Origin of the sequence: Bifidobacterium italicum (genome assembly GCF_002286915.1) — a bacterium.
Taxonomy (GTDB): Bacteria; Actinomycetota; Actinomycetes; order Actinomycetales; family Bifidobacteriaceae; genus Bifidobacterium; species Bifidobacterium italicum.
In genome coordinates, this window is sequence record NZ_MVOG01000004.1 from 56140 (window position 1) to 70263 (window position 14124).

A 14124-nucleotide genomic window follows, 5' to 3' on the forward strand; every position below is an offset into this window, starting at 1 on the left:
CGAACGTATTCATCATTGATCATCACATGATTGGGAAGGGAACATGCAAAGCGGCATGTAAGAAGCGATTGCTCAGGAAACGCAGACGGTTCACGGTGGCCGAAGCGACTTCGATACAAGCATCATCGATGGCGTACTGAGCGGGTTGATACGGCAGGATAACTCCGCCGAGGAGCGTTTCGTACCCAGACTCATCTCGAACCAGCCGGGAAGCACAATGGGTGACGCGATCCGTGAAGAGCTCAGGGAAAGCGAATCCTTCGACATCTCGGTGGCGTTCGTCAGCGAGAACGCGTTGAAATCGATGTATCAGGCGTTCGTCGACCATGCGGACAGGAGCAGGCGCCGCAACCGCATCATCACGTCGACGAAGGGGTATTTCAACGATCCGAAGGCGTTCAAGGAGCTAATGAAGCTGCAGCGGGACGCCAATGTGGAAGTGCTTATCTGGGAGCGTCCGGGCGGCGTGAAATCGGAAGATGAGGTCGTGCAGGACCAGCCGTTCCATCCGAAGGGGTATCTGTTCACGCGCCGCATGGATCAAGGCCGCGCCTACTACAACCTGTACGTCGGAAGCTCGAACCTGACCTCCTTCGCATTGCAGACCCAACGTGAATGGAATCTGCGTGTCTCGTCGACCGGCGAAGCGCAGCTCATCGAGCAGGTCAGGGACGAGCTGGACGAGCAGGTGCGTCAATCTGTTCCGCTCACTGATGCGTGGCTTGCCGAATATGAGGAGGAATTCAAGCATCGCACGCCTCCACGTACGCAGATCCTCCAACAGTTGCGTGAGGAGAAGATCGAGCCGAACGCGATGCAGTGCGAGGCGCTCGCGAACATCCAACAGCTGCGCGACGACGGCGCGCGCCGTGCCATCGTCATCTCTGCGACGGGCACCGGCAAGACTTATCTTTCCGCATTCGATGTCCGGGCGTTCCAGCCGAGGCGCATGCTGTACGTCGCCAATCGCGACACGATCCTCAAAGCCGCACGCGAATCATATCAACGCGTGCTTGGCTGCGATGAGAGCGAACTCGGTCTGCTCACCGGCAACAGCAAGCAGCAGGACGCGAAGTATGTGTTCGCGTCCGTGGACACGCTGCGCCGCCATATGAGGGAATGGTACGAGCCGGACGATTTCGACTATGTGCTCATCGATGAGGCGCACCATTCCGGCGCAGACAACTATCGTTCAGTCATCGACTACTTCTCTAAGGCCGGATTTATGCTCGGCATGACGGCGACGCCGGAGAGGACCGATAACTTCGACATCTTCTCGCTGTTCGACCACAACATCGCCTATGAGATTCGCCTACAGAAGGCGCTTGACGAGAACATGCTCTGCCCATTCCATTACTACGGCGTGCACGAATTTCTGGGTACGGATGGCACGCGTATCGATTCGGCCGAGGGAATCTCGAAGAAGGACAGGCAGTGGATGCAGGCTTCGCTCGAGGAATTGACCGAGCCGGATCGTGTGCGTTACATCATCCGCAAGCTCGAGCAGTACGGATCGTACGATGAGAAGGTGACGGGACTCGTGTTCTGCTCACGAATCGAAGAGGCGGAACGACTGTCCGAGCTGTTCAACCAGGAGACCAATCAGCAGGCTGAGCGCCCTTACCGAACAGTCGCGATCAGTGGCAACACTTCAGCGAAACGAGTGGAGAAAGCGGTCAGCCAACTGGAATCCGGCGACCTCGACTACATCTTCACCGTCGACAAATTCAATGAGGGCATCGACATTCCTGCGATCAACCAGATCGTGATGCTGCGCAACACCCAATCCAGCATCGTGTTCACGCAGCAGCTGGGACGAGGCTTGCGCAAATTCCCGCACAAGACCTGCGTCACCGTCATCGATTTCATCGGCAACTATCAGAACAACTACCTCATCCCGGTCGCGCTGTATGGCAATGCCGGCGACAGCGACATCGTACGCAAGAATCTGCAGCGGGAGGCGATCGGCCTGTCGTCGATCAGCTTCGATGAGATCTCGCGTCGGCAGGTGCTCGAATCGCTGGATACGGCATCGTGGTCCGATATGAAGATGCTGCGTGACAAGTATGCGGTGATTCGCAACGAACTCGGTCGCGTGCCGATGTTGACGGACATCTATCGTCATGATCCGTCGCTGGTGATGACGATGGCGCAGAAGGGCAACAGCTATTACGAATTCGCGCGCGGTGCCGAAGCCGTGCTGTCGCGCAAGGAACACGATGAAGGATTCATGGATACGGTAGCTCAGGTTGGCGCACAAGGTGAACAGTGGCTCAAAATGGCCACAGAAGTGCTGTTGGTCGCCATACGTCCGCAGGAACTCGTCATCCTCGACGAATTGCTCATATCATGCATTGGCGGTACGGCATCACTGATTTCAGAGAATCAATTGAAGGAAGCGGTCGCGCAGCGGTTCCCAACGTCGTACCATACCGATGCCCAGTTCGAATCAGCGCTTCGTGTGCTCGATTGGTCGTTCTTCGATGGCCCCACGAAGAAATCGTATGGAGAGCGCGCGCTCATCGTACGTACAGCGGATGGCGTTGGTCTTGCGTCTGAGTTCGCGACGATGCTCAACGACAACGACACATTTCGTCGGTTCTTTGTCGACAATGTACGTACCGGTCTGAAACGATTCGGCGACCTCCTCGAAGAATCCGCGAAAACCGGACATTCCTTGCAGGATGACCGTGGATTCGTCTACGAACACCGATACAAGATGTTCGAAGTGGAACGCCTGCTCGCATGGCCCACGCAGATCAACGGCAGCAGTGTCGGCGGTTATCTCCTCCCCAAAGGCGGCAGCAGCATGCCGGTCTTCGTCAAATACGCGAACAGCCAGTACGCGGACCGTTTCCTCAATCCACAGGAGATGCATTGGTTCAGCAAGGACAAACGCAGTTTCAAGTCGCGCGAGATCGAATGGATGGCGCAGGGGCAGGATGATACGGATTGGGCCGCGACGCATTTCATCCCGTTGTTCGTCATGCGCAAGGCGGACGCCGAGAAGCTCAAAATGTATTACTACGTCGGCCGTGTCGGGTCGTGCGCGAACATGCGTGAGACGACGCGCGACAACAATGGTGAGACGGTTCGGCTCGTCGAGATGGATCTGCGGCTCACGAAGCCGTTGAGTGCGGAGCTGTACCAGCACCTGACGGGCGGTGATGACGAATGAATCATGGGAGCGCTATAGGCTGGCGGCATGAGCAAACCTGCGACGCGCGCGACAACGACGAAGGCGAATGGGGCGAAAGCGCCAAACATCGCGCGCTTTGAGCCTGCGGACCGGCTGCATGAGGCGCGATTGCAGTTGTTGGAACGGGAGAGTTCCTATGATTCCGCGCGCTTCTTCGACGAGAACGGGGAGGATCTCGACGCGCTGCTCGCGACGTTCCTGGACTGTGTGTTCGAACAATCCCAAGCGTCGTCGCTGACGCTTGATTGTGCGCACATCAGCCGCACGATGTTCGCGTCATGCGGCGTCGCGCAACTGCATGCGGTCGGCGCGGGATTCGCGGACTGCTTGCTCACGGGCTGCCGTTTCGAATCGTTCGCCGCGATGGAATCGTCGATGCGTTCGGTCGAGATGCGCGACTGCCACATCGGCTATCTCAATCTGCGCGACGCCAAATGGCGCGACGTGCGGTTCGTCGACTGCGTGATCGACGAATTCGACGCCTGTTTATGTTCAATGTTTCTTAGGCAGGTTGGGCAGTGTTTTCCCGCGGTTTGGGCTGCTGGTTTCCCGCAGTGTTGGCACTGTGTGGACCGGTGGCTTGTATAAGGAAGGCATCGGACCGCCGAACCTGTATATTCCCGGGTTGTAACACCAATTCTGACCGGTTGCTGCCGGTCTGGCCCGGGAGGAAAGGAACATGGCGATTGCGATGCCTATACAGCAGGATATTAGACGACGCGACCGGCAGGGCATGCCGCATGCGCGGATCGCGAGGGAGCTCGGCGTGGACCGTGGCACGGTCGCCAAGTACGCGCGGCAGGAGGACTGTTCCCCCAAACCGAGAAAGGACAGGAGGTTCGGGCGTAAGACGGATGCGTTCGAGCATGTGATCGACCAATGGTTGGAGGCGGACCGGATGATGCCGCGCAAGCAGCGGCATACGGCCAGGCGGGTGTTCGACCGGCTGGTGGCCGAACACGGGTTCGACGGCTCGTACAGCGGGGTGCGCCGCTATGTGAAGGCCTGGCGCGAGGCGAACCGGGAAGTCTCGGACGGCTATCTGCGGCTTTGCTGGGATCCGGGCGTGATGCAGGTCGATTTCGGCGTCGCGCTGGCCGACGTGGCCGGTCGGGAGCACACGGTGCATCTGCTGGTGGCCACGATGCCGTACTCCAACATGAGGATGGCGGTGGCGATGCCGGGCGAGAACGCCGAATGCCTGTGCCAGGGCCTGTCGATGGTGTTCGAGCGCATGGGCGGGGTTCCCGCGGTGCTGGTGATGGACAACGCCACCGGCGCCGGACGGCGCGGCCGCAACGGCGAGGTGACGCTCACGCGCGTGTTCGCCTCGTTCGTCTCGCATCATCGCATGGAGGTGCGTTTCTGCAACCCGTACTCGGGCAACGAGAAGGGCAACGTGCAGAACGCGGTCGGCTACCTGAGGCGCAACCTCATGGTACCCAAGCCGCATGCCGAATCGTTCGGGCAGCTCTCGCGCCTGCTGATGGAACGCTGCGAGGAACTGGCCCGGGCCTGCCCGTGCCCGGCCGATCCGGCCGTGAGCGTGGCCGAACGCTTCGCGCGCGACAGGGACGCGCTCATGGCGCTGCCGTCCATGGCGTTCGACGCGGTGTCCTGGCATACGCGCAAGAGCGACAAGTACGGCCGTGTCGAGTTCGGAACGAACCATTACCACGCCGGGGGCCGCTGGGCGCGCAGGAACGTGCTGGTGGCGGCCCGATGGGACAGCGTGACGCTGCACGACCCCGATGACGACGCCGAGATCGCCGCCTACCCGCGCGCATACGGCACGACGGTCTCGATGCGCGACCCGGCCCTGGTCGTCCACCAGCTCGCCGCCAGACCCAGGGCATGGGGCGAAAGCGAGATCCGCGCCGACATGCCCGCCCCCGTGCGTCGATGGCTCGACTCGCGCGACCCCGACGATCTGGCCGCCAGCCTCAGGGCCATCAGCGCCGCATGCCGCGACGCGTCCTTCGACGCGGTCGCCAGGGCCGCGGCCGGCCTCATCGAAACACATGAACCCGAACGTCTGCACGCCCATGAGCTGACGCCCACCGCCAGACGGCTCGACCAGGGTGAACGCATGCCCGACACCGACCAACCCGACCTGAGCCACTACGACCTGTTCCTCGGCGACGACGAACGATGAACGACAAGGAGCACCAAACGATGAACACCGCGCCCACGACCGGCGGCAAACGACGACGCGCCACCACCCTCGCCCAGCAGGAACGCATCATGGACATGGCCACCGGCCTGCCGATGACCAAAGACGTGCTGCGCGAGATCATGGCCGACGCCACGGGCGCCAACCTCGACCTGATCGAACGATGGTTCGGCCTCGAACTCGAGCAGCGCGCCCGCTCACGCAAGGCCCGGCTCCTGCGCCAAGCCGGCTTCCCCACGGCCAAGACCCTCGACGACTACGACTGGAGCCGCCTGAGAATGCCGGCCGACTGGAACCGAGCCCAGCTCGAAACCCTCGAGTTCATCGACCACGCCGAGGACCTCGTCCTCTACGGCAACGTCGGATGCGGCAAGACCCACCTGGCATGCGCCATCGGCCGGCTCGCGCGCCTCAACGACATCCCCGTGCGCTTCTTCACCGCCACAAGCCTGCTCATGCGGCTACGCCGCGCCAAGGAGGACCACAGACTCGACCACGAACTCGCCTCCATCGGCAAGGCCCGGCTGCTGATCATCGACGAATTCGGCTACAGCCCGGCGACGAGGAAGGAAGCCGCCTGCTCTTCCAGATCATCTCCGACAGCTACGAGACAAGGAGCGTCATCTACACCACCAACATCGAATTCAGCGGCTGGGGACGCATCCTGGGCGACGCCAACATGGCCGCCGCCCTCATCGACCGCACCGTCCACCACGGCAGACTCATCAGATTCCAAGGCGAATCCTACCGAAGCCAACACGCGCTCATGACCAAATAACCAAACCCGCGGCCCGATACCGACCACCAAGCCGAAACCACCGCCACAAGTGCGGAAAACTAGTGACCACAATGCGGAACACAACTTGCCCAAACACAGACGCCGTCGGCGCGCAGCTGAACCGCGTGGCTTTTTCCGGGCACGCGTATCGAATCGATCAGTCTGCAGTATGCCACAGTCAGCGATGTCGATCTGCGCGGCGCACAACTACGCCGTATTGAGCGTGTGGAATACCTTCGCGGAACCACGATGTCGCTCGACCAGATCGCCGACCTCGCCGCCGCGTTCGCTGCGAGCCTCCGCATCCGCACAGATTGAAATCCAGTCGCCCCCACCACTTGTTTTGTTGTGATTGTTTTCGAAGTTGCAGTCAGGCCTCGTGTCGTGTTGTACGATAGAACGTAGTGTCACGTATAAACGTAAAACACGTTTATAAATGCAAAGGAGGCGGATGTGAAAATCGTCACGATGAGGGCGAAGGGGCTTAAGCTCTTTTCCGCTGATTGGACTTCCATCGATCTGTATGCAACTGGGCGTGTGAGCGGTGATGATACGGGGACAAGGAGATTCAGTGGCCCTGGAGCATCCGTGGCATCCCAGACAGTTGTGGCGTTCGCCGGTCTCAACGCCACTGGTAAAAGTACCACGTTGCGTCTTCTGTCCCTTGCCAGCCAAATGGTTATTGGTACAGCTCTCAATGATGGCACCTGTGTGGCAGTTGCGAAACTTCTGGAAGAGTCCGGCCTCGATCTGCAAATAGTGCTTGAGCATGCAGGCGAGTGGTATCTTCTGGAATCCCATGTGGACTCCATGGGGAATCTGTGGAGAGAGCCAACCTCTGCCGATACTCAGTCCCCCTTCCGTTTTGGATCCGAAACGTTGTGGCAACATCGAGGCAGACGAATCAGCAAAAAGGAATTGGCTGATGTTGACGCTTTCCGGAGCCATTGTGAGATCATGCGTACAAGGGGCGAACTCAGCAAGGATCTTGCAGTCGCTCTGGGGCGGAACCGTTCCATCGTCACCCTGCTGCGCGATGATGGCGCGCGTGGTCTTGGAATGGGCTACTACGATAGTTCTTTGAACATTCCGGTGCCGATGAGTCCGATACCGACCCAGGTGGTCAGGTTCTTCGATAACACGGTGGAGCATCTCGATCTTGATGGGGAGAACGTCTTCCATGTCAAATTCGCAGGTGAGGAGCGTTCCTATGACGTGTCTCCGATGGATTTGCCCCTACTCCTCAGTTCCGGCACGATGCGTGGATCTCAGATCATGCAGATGGTCATCAGCGTGCTGATGCATGGAGACATGCTGCTTGTTGACGAATTGGAGAATAGTCTGAACAAACGTCTTATACAGACCATTTTTGATTTGTTTACCAGTCAGGTGACCAATCCTCACGGCGCATGCCTGATTTTCACCACGCATTATCCGGAGTTATTGGATTACCTCGATCGGACGGACTGCATATATTTCATGAGGCGTATGAAAAACGGCAAGGTTGATGCCAGCAAATTGTCTGATTTGGAACCGCGCTACGATATCAAGCGTAGCGAAATGTTCCTGTCGAACCAGTTTGGCGCCACGGCTCCCAAAGCCGCTGAAATCATGATGTTGCGGAACTATATCACCCACAGGCTCTCTGCGGATTCGGGGCAGTGATGAGCGGTGCTTTCGATCCCGAATGTCTGCGGAACGCGAGGATTGCCATAATCTGCGAGGGCTCCATGGAGCGGGTGGTTATGGAAACCCTACTTGCGGCGCATGCACTGGTTTTTGATGCCGAACAGGTGATTCCGGATGTTGCCACAGGTAGGGCAACCATACCTGTGCGGTCAGCGGACAAATTTGCCGATACGTATCTCACCATGGAATGGGATGCGCAAGTGGTCGTTATACGGGTGCTTGATTCTCTTCGTGAACGATTCGTACTTCCGAAAGCATATAGGAATATGCCAGTGTATTCATTCCACACGCGACCGGAGATTGAGCATTTGGTGATTCTTGCGGAGGGCCAAGAGGGAGCATGGCAGTCCTATAGCCAAAAACAGAAGAATGCCAAGCCTTCGGGCTTCTGTCGCAGTGTATTGGGATATGCCGATGTGAAGCGCGAAGATTGGGCGCGTGTGTACTGGCAGGACCCTGACGATCTACGTAATGCAATCCGCGAATACCATAGAATCCACCGATGCGAGAAAAATGAATATGATCTTATGTGGTTACTGAAGTGAATCAGACATCAACTCATTGTTGCAGCACAGTGTCGTCACTCCGTATCGTGTGGCAACAAACGATGTCGCGAACGCGTCCGCCAACGTGGACAGGCCGCCGCGGACAATGCGACGCAGCAGATCGCGCGCGGTTCTGTCGGATTCTTCGAATCGCGCGGTTCTGACTATGCGGTGAGTGTATTGCCCGATCCCGCATACGCGCCTCCCACGGTGACCGGTCGCGCATGCCGGATACGACGGCCGCTTGTGCAGTACCTCCGTGTACAGCACAAGCGGCCGCTTTTGTATCCTGCTGAACATCGTCGGATGGCTCGAATCGACATCCTTGTACCAACATTGGCGCATCATGAACATCAATGATACACAGCACAACGGCGGCCCCGATTCCCGCACTGCGAATCGCGCGGCGCATCGTCGCGGCATACGGGGGCACGTATTTCCTGACGAACCTCAAACTCAACCTGCTCGTCTACTGGTGCCAGGTCGCGGCACTACGGCGCACGGGTGCACCGTTGTTCGCGGATGAGGTCACGGTCGGCGAATGCGGACCCATCGTACCGCACGTGTGGGAAGCGTACGAACACTTCGGGCTTCGTACGGTCCGCGAGCGCGACGAATGGCAGGAGGAACCGCTCAACGATGATGCGGAGGCCATCGTCGCGCACGTCGTCGGGGAGTACGCACCGCTCACCGTAGTCGATCTGCTCACGTTGTCGAGCGCGGACGATGGCGTATGGTCGCGCGCACATGCACGCGGCAGCGGCGATATCGGCATCGACGACATCCTCATATCGGCGGATATGCGGCGCGCGGTGCCGACGCACACACTCGCGCACTGCGTCGCCGACGTGACCCGGGAATACGCGAACGCGCTGCGTCTGCTGGAGCGTTCATAACGACGATGGGGCGGAACATGGAACGACAGAACATGGAACGACGGAACGGGAAACAGGGCGTGGAACAACAGATGGAACGATGTGTGGAACCGATCGAACTCGACGGCAAGCAGATGCGTATGGATGCGCTCGCGGAATCGGTTTTCGAAGTGTACATCGATACGATACGCGGCACCGGGCTTGACATTACGGCGACCGCGCCGGCGACGGTCGACGAGAGGATCCTCGGACGTGTGCAGTCGGTGCTCGGTTCGACGTTCCTGAGCTTCTTCGGCGTCACACCGCGGCAACGCTACGCGGACGTCTTCGCGCAGATCTCCGATTTCGCGACGCGTTTCGCGAAAGACCACATCTTCCCCGACGGCAACAAACGTACGGCTGTGAAGATGGCGCTCGCGATCCTGAAGATGCACGGTTGGGATGTACGCGCGAACGACGCCGAGGACGCGGCGGACAACGAGCTGTACCAGTGGGTGCAGGGCATCGTCACCGGCCGCGGCGGCGCGGACGAACTCGCCGGTTTCCTGCGCGAGCACGCGGTGCGGGTGGGGTAGCGTTGGGTCGGGAAATTGGGCGAGCGCGAGGGAAACGGCAATGCCCAGAAACCTTGAGGCCGGACGCACGATGCTGCCGTCATCTTGGGATGATCCCGAGATGATGCGTATGACGGGCTCTGAGTTGCGGCTATGCGAAAACCGAGCCTTGAGTCTGGCGAGGGATATCTCAGAATGAAGGTTGTATCGGATAGGTGGCAGCTTTGAACAGGCTTGTGTCGCCGAGTAACTGCCGGGTTGTGCAGGTCCGCACGTCCAAGGCCGACGCAACGTCGGGAATCTTCGGCTCTTTCCTGATGGATTGTTTTGGAGTCGGTTTGTCCATTCCCTCATCGGTGACGATTGCGACTCCATGTACCTTGGCGGCGGCGATGAGCCAAGGATCGGCTTTGGATTCCGCGCTCCACTGATTCACAGCGGACGGCTGATAGCATTTGCAGGTAACGAGATAATCCTGAACTTCGACGTATGCGGCTAAGATCGCATCCGTTTTGCGGCTGAGAATCCTGCCTCTGAAGACCGCTTCGGTCCACTGGGCCAACACGTCCCATGTATTGGGCGGTGCTTGTTTGGGCACGAGCTCGTCGTACACCACATCGAGCATGAGGAGTATGCCGTCCGAGGCTGCCTGCTCCAGTGTTTGCCAGAAAGGCTGGAACATCCTAGTGCTGAAGGGATAATGCACCCGATGGGCGCTGATCAGTACATTGGAATCGACGAGATAGGGATCAGACATCATTCAGTCCCTTCTCTCGTAGCAATCCATCGTAGGCGCGCAGCGAGCGTATTCCGAGCAGGTCGAGCCCATCGGTGTACGGCAACGATCCGCTCTTGATGCTTTCGCTGACCATCCATACGTAGCGGTCGTCAAGGTGGAACGCGGTATTCGCATTCTGATTTCCGCCGTCCCGCTTCTTATCGGCGCTTTTCTTTGCCTCCAGCATCTGCCGTGTGTGGGATTCGACGACTTCTACGTCCTGATGCGTCGCAAGCTTAAGCTCGCATGCATGGATGGCCATTGTCAAGGCGCTCAGTCCATATAGATGCGCACACTCATCTGCCGCGGCGATGGGACCGGAATCGCTGTGATTCATCCAGACCTGTCTGAAGGCATCATCCTTGACCAATGCTTGAACCACGGCGTGATTGATGAGCCGCTCAGCGGCCACCCGATTAGCCTCGAACATCGGATCGTTGTAGAGTTCGCTGGTGCCCAACAGCACATGACCCACCTCATGAAGCAGCGAAAACATCATGCCTCTGTAGGAATCGTTGCGGTTGATGAAAATCAGCGGAGCTATATCGTCCAGCAACACGAAGGCGCGGAATTCGTCGAGATCCAAGCGCCTGCGAGTCGTGCCCACCATGGAATCGACCATCACCATCAGACCGGCGTCCGAAGCCTGCCTGCGTACATAGCGGAAGCGGTCATTGTCCTGCTTCTTCAGGATGTGACGATCATCCACAAGGACAATACGTCGCGAATGTTTGCCGCCAACGACTCCGAAGCCTTGCAGTTCTTCGCCATGCCCACGATGGCGTTCTTCTCGAAACCGGCGGAGATCATCTCGTCGCGAGCCCAGTCTTGACGACTGCGCATCACGCGAATCACGTCCTTAAGGTCGTTGCTTATCGCGGCGCCATCGTTGTTGATCGTTCGATACCGCAGCAGCGGCTCCTCTTCCTGCGGAGTCGGGAAAGAACGGACCAGACTGCCGAAAGGCACATGGAGGGCCTTGCTCAACTTGGAGACCTTCGTGAAGGAGAGTCGCAGCGGCTCGTCGGAATCCAGCCAGCTGGGCAGCTGTGCAAGGTCGCCGTTGGTCGCGGCCACTGCGCCGGCGTCAGCGTCGCTGCTGCGCACGGCCCACTGCAGTACACGCGGTTGTACCGTCAAGGTCGCCACTGTTCACCTCCTTCCTGGCTCTTTCGGAACGGTAAAGCACTCTCAGCACTCTCAATGATAAGGAAGACAGCCGGGTCGGACAACAACGCGGAATGTTGTACGAAACGCGTGATGATGGTATTGGGCGCGAAGATTCAATCAAGCCGTCATAGGGCGTGTTGATGTGTTTGAGTGTCTTCCGGTTCTGGCGTTGCCGGTAGAGGTAGTCGTCTCAGGCGCTGGCGGTCTACGTCAGGTTCATCGGTCAGTTCTCGTCGAGCAGTCCGTGCTCGTGCAGGTCGCCATGCTGCGCCTGACGCATGCCGCGGAGGATCTTCTCAACCATCGCCGGATTGCGGTAGATGCGCACCGTCTCCATCAGGCTGTCGTAGTCGGACTGGTTCATGACGATGATGTTATCCTCGGCGTCCTTGTTGGTGACGAGCAGCGGCTCCGCGTCCTCGCGGATCTGACGGATGCTCTCCTTGAGATTGTTGCGGAACGAACTGTAGGTTATCGCGCGCATGGTTGCTCCTTGTATCGTGGCGCCGATCAGCGAAGAGGAAATCGTATGCTGAACGGACGCATCTCTACAGGATCTGCTCAATGCCGTATTTGTAGACGCGCATGCCGAGCGACTCGTAGAACCTGACGGCGGCGGGATTCGCAGCCCAGGCGTTGAGCGTCACGTTGTGGTAGCCGTGCGCGCGGGCGTAGTCGAGGACGTGACGGTACAGCGCCGTGCCCACATGCTTGCCGCGGGCGGCCTCGTCGACGCAGATGTCGTCGATGTACAGCGTGGCGATCGGCTGTAGGTTGTTGCTGCCCGCATGGTCCTCGCGCACGCAGAAGGCGTAGCCGAGCACGTCGCCGTTATCGTCGGCGGCGACGAAGATCGGTCGGTCATCGTCGGCGATGATCTGCGCGAGCTCGTCGGGCGTGTACTTGGTGCGGCCTTCGACGAACAGGTCGGGCCGCCCGTGCGCGTGCACGTCGTTGACCTGACGCAGCAGATCCATGATGGTGGCGGAATCGGAGAGCCTGGCGCGGCGGATGGTGAGATTCGTGGTGGTATTCGACATGGCTCCCATCGTACGTCCGGGAAGGAACGGCGCGGTGGACGTGCGCCGGTTGGGACGGTGTGCGCTTATATTATCGGTCGCGCGCCTGCTTCGCCTGCTGGAAGCGTTCCTGCAGCGCCTGCTGGATCAGATGGATTCGGGATTCCGCCATGAGACCATATTCACTCAGATGATGGGCGACATCTTCGGGCCAGTCGTCCAGCGCATCGAGATCGTAGCGGCCCCAATCGCGTATCAGATGCAGCTGTCTGCGCGCCGTGGGAGATTTGGTTGTGACGAAGAACGGTCGGGTCCTGTAGTCCGCGTTGCTGATGCGCAGTTCACCAGCCCACAGCGAAGCGCCCGTATCGAAGAGGGGAGCGGGCCGCACGCGCAGGGTCTCCACATCGCGGATCAACGCGAAATTGTTGTAGTGGCGGTCGATGTTGCGCATAAGCCAGTCGATCAGCAGCCAGTCGTCGGTGGCGTCGGACGTCTCCTGCTCGTCGGCGCCCAATGCGGCTGCGGCGGCGATCCACTGGTCACGGGCGGACAGACGGTTGTTCCGCTTCGCGGTACCCAACGCCTGCCATGCGCTGATCAGCTCCTCGGTGTCCGAGAGCATCTCCGCGCAGATCGAGACGGGACGGTTGTCGTATTCGCCGAGCGTATACCGTACGGCGGGAATGTGCAGACGAGCCGCAAGACGGGACGCGATCAGCTCGTTGATTGGTTCCTGTCCGGTGCGACCGGCTTTGATGAGCAGTCGTGTCCCATCAGCCCCGACCGTCCATCGTTTCGGCAGATCGCCGCCGGTGGAGGCGTCGGGGGCGTTAAAACTGAACCGATGCGACGACGAGCGTTCGGACAGCAGCGCATATCCGAGCTGTTCGGGGAAGGGATTGTCGAAGAAATTGACGTCCTCCCAGCGCACATCCTCGTCCGCATCCCGCACCCAGTATTGGTCGGACAGGCTCAGGCCTCGGGTGCGGTCGAGCAGTTCGACGGTATTGGAAAGACGCAGGTCCGCAAGCACGCGGGCGATGCCGTCGCGTGTGGAGGGAATCGCCCTTCCTCGCCACCAGGAATCCACGCGATGCGCGTAGACGGCGTATTTGCCATGCGTGGTGAACTCCGGTGGCATGCGCTGCGCGTCGATGATGGAGGCGGCGCCCACGGCATGCCCGGTGCGCTCGTCGAAATCGAACGCCAGGGTCTCGTGGGTGCGGTTCATGATGATTCTGCGCCGCATGACCATTCACCTCCCGTCGGATCCTCGTCCGCATACCCGAGCATAGCAGCAGAACCGCGTCTTCCAGCGAATGCCGGGAGGAGCGGCTCTGC

13 protein-coding genes and 1 pseudogene are annotated in these 14124 nt (G+C 59.4%); 8 read left to right on the forward strand and 6 right to left on the reverse strand.

Annotated features, from left to right (window positions below; genetic code table 11):
• The first annotated feature begins 67 nt into the window (after window positions 1-67).
• From B1400_RS01165 to B1400_RS01200, 8 genes and pseudogenes are all read left to right on the forward strand, one after another.
• Window positions 68-3178, forward strand: coding sequence for a DUF3427 domain-containing protein (locus B1400_RS01165; RefSeq protein ID WP_095612648.1), 3111 nt, complete (start codon window positions 68-70; stop codon window positions 3176-3178).
• 27 nt (window positions 3179-3205) lie between these two features.
• Window positions 3206-3787, forward strand: coding sequence for a pentapeptide repeat-containing protein (locus B1400_RS01170; protein ID WP_095612649.1), 582 nt, complete (start codon window positions 3206-3208; stop codon window positions 3785-3787).
• A 91-nt stretch (window positions 3788-3878) separates the two neighbouring features.
• Entirely contained in the window at window positions 3879-5354 is a 1476-nt protein-coding gene (gene istA / locus B1400_RS01175) for an IS21 family transposase (RefSeq protein ID WP_095612650.1), read from the forward strand.
• A 20-nt stretch (window positions 5355-5374) separates the two neighbouring features.
• Window positions 5375-6150, forward strand: a pseudogene (gene istB / locus B1400_RS01180) (IS21-like element helper ATPase IstB).
• Between the two features lie 453 nt (window positions 6151-6603).
• Entirely contained in the window at window positions 6604-7815 is a 1212-nt protein-coding gene (locus B1400_RS01185; protein WP_095612651.1) for an AAA family ATPase, read from the forward strand.
• Between the two features lie 80 nt (window positions 7816-7895).
• Window positions 7896-8384 (forward strand): hypothetical protein, encoded by a 489-nt coding sequence (locus tag B1400_RS01190; protein ID WP_133064572.1) that lies wholly within the window; start codon window positions 7896-7898, stop codon window positions 8382-8384.
• Between the two features lie 356 nt (window positions 8385-8740).
• Window positions 8741-9280, forward strand: a complete 540-nt coding sequence (locus tag B1400_RS01195) for a Panacea domain-containing protein (protein WP_235607249.1) — start codon at window positions 8741-8743, stop codon at window positions 9278-9280.
• A gap of 83 nt (window positions 9281-9363) precedes the next feature.
• Window positions 9364-9834: a Fic family protein gene (locus B1400_RS01200; protein ID WP_235607250.1), complete on the forward strand. Its 471-nt coding sequence runs from the start codon at window positions 9364-9366 to the stop codon at window positions 9832-9834.
• A gap of 169 nt (window positions 9835-10003) precedes the next feature.
• Here the strand turns inward: B1400_RS01200 and B1400_RS01205 are convergent, their stop codons facing one another.
• The 6 genes from B1400_RS01205 to B1400_RS01230 all read right to left on the reverse strand — a co-directional run bounded on the left by B1400_RS01205 (window position 10004) and on the right by B1400_RS01230 (window position 14032).
• The gene (locus B1400_RS01205; protein ID WP_157909605.1) at window positions 10004-10570 is read right to left on the reverse strand and encodes a DUF4411 family protein; all 567 of its coding nucleotides are present in this window, start codon (window positions 10568-10570) and stop codon (window positions 10004-10006) included.
• On the reverse strand, window positions 10563-11300 hold the full coding sequence (locus tag B1400_RS01210) for an ImmA/IrrE family metallo-endopeptidase (protein ID WP_095612655.1): 738 nt from the start codon (window positions 11298-11300) through the stop codon (window positions 10563-10565). The genes B1400_RS01205 and B1400_RS01210 overlap by 8 nt, the downstream gene beginning before the upstream one ends.
• Window positions 11279-11740, reverse strand: coding sequence for a hypothetical protein (locus B1400_RS01215; protein ID WP_095612656.1), 462 nt, complete (start codon window positions 11738-11740; stop codon window positions 11279-11281). The genes B1400_RS01210 and B1400_RS01215 overlap by 22 nt, the downstream gene beginning before the upstream one ends.
• Before the next feature lie 244 nt (window positions 11741-11984).
• Window positions 11985-12245 (reverse strand): type II toxin-antitoxin system Phd/YefM family antitoxin, encoded by a 261-nt coding sequence (locus B1400_RS01220; RefSeq protein ID WP_095612657.1) that lies wholly within the window; start codon window positions 12243-12245, stop codon window positions 11985-11987.
• 64 nt (window positions 12246-12309) lie between these two features.
• Complete coding sequence (locus B1400_RS01225; RefSeq protein ID WP_095612658.1) at window positions 12310-12801, reverse strand: GNAT family N-acetyltransferase; 492 nt, start codon at window positions 12799-12801, stop codon at window positions 12310-12312.
• A gap of 70 nt (window positions 12802-12871) precedes the next feature.
• Window positions 12872-14032 carry a HipA domain-containing protein gene (locus tag B1400_RS01230; RefSeq protein WP_133064573.1) on the reverse strand — a complete coding sequence of 387 codons (1161 nt, stop codon included), beginning with the start codon at window positions 14030-14032 and terminating at the stop codon, window positions 12872-12874.
• Window positions 14033-14124 lie beyond the last annotated feature (92 nt).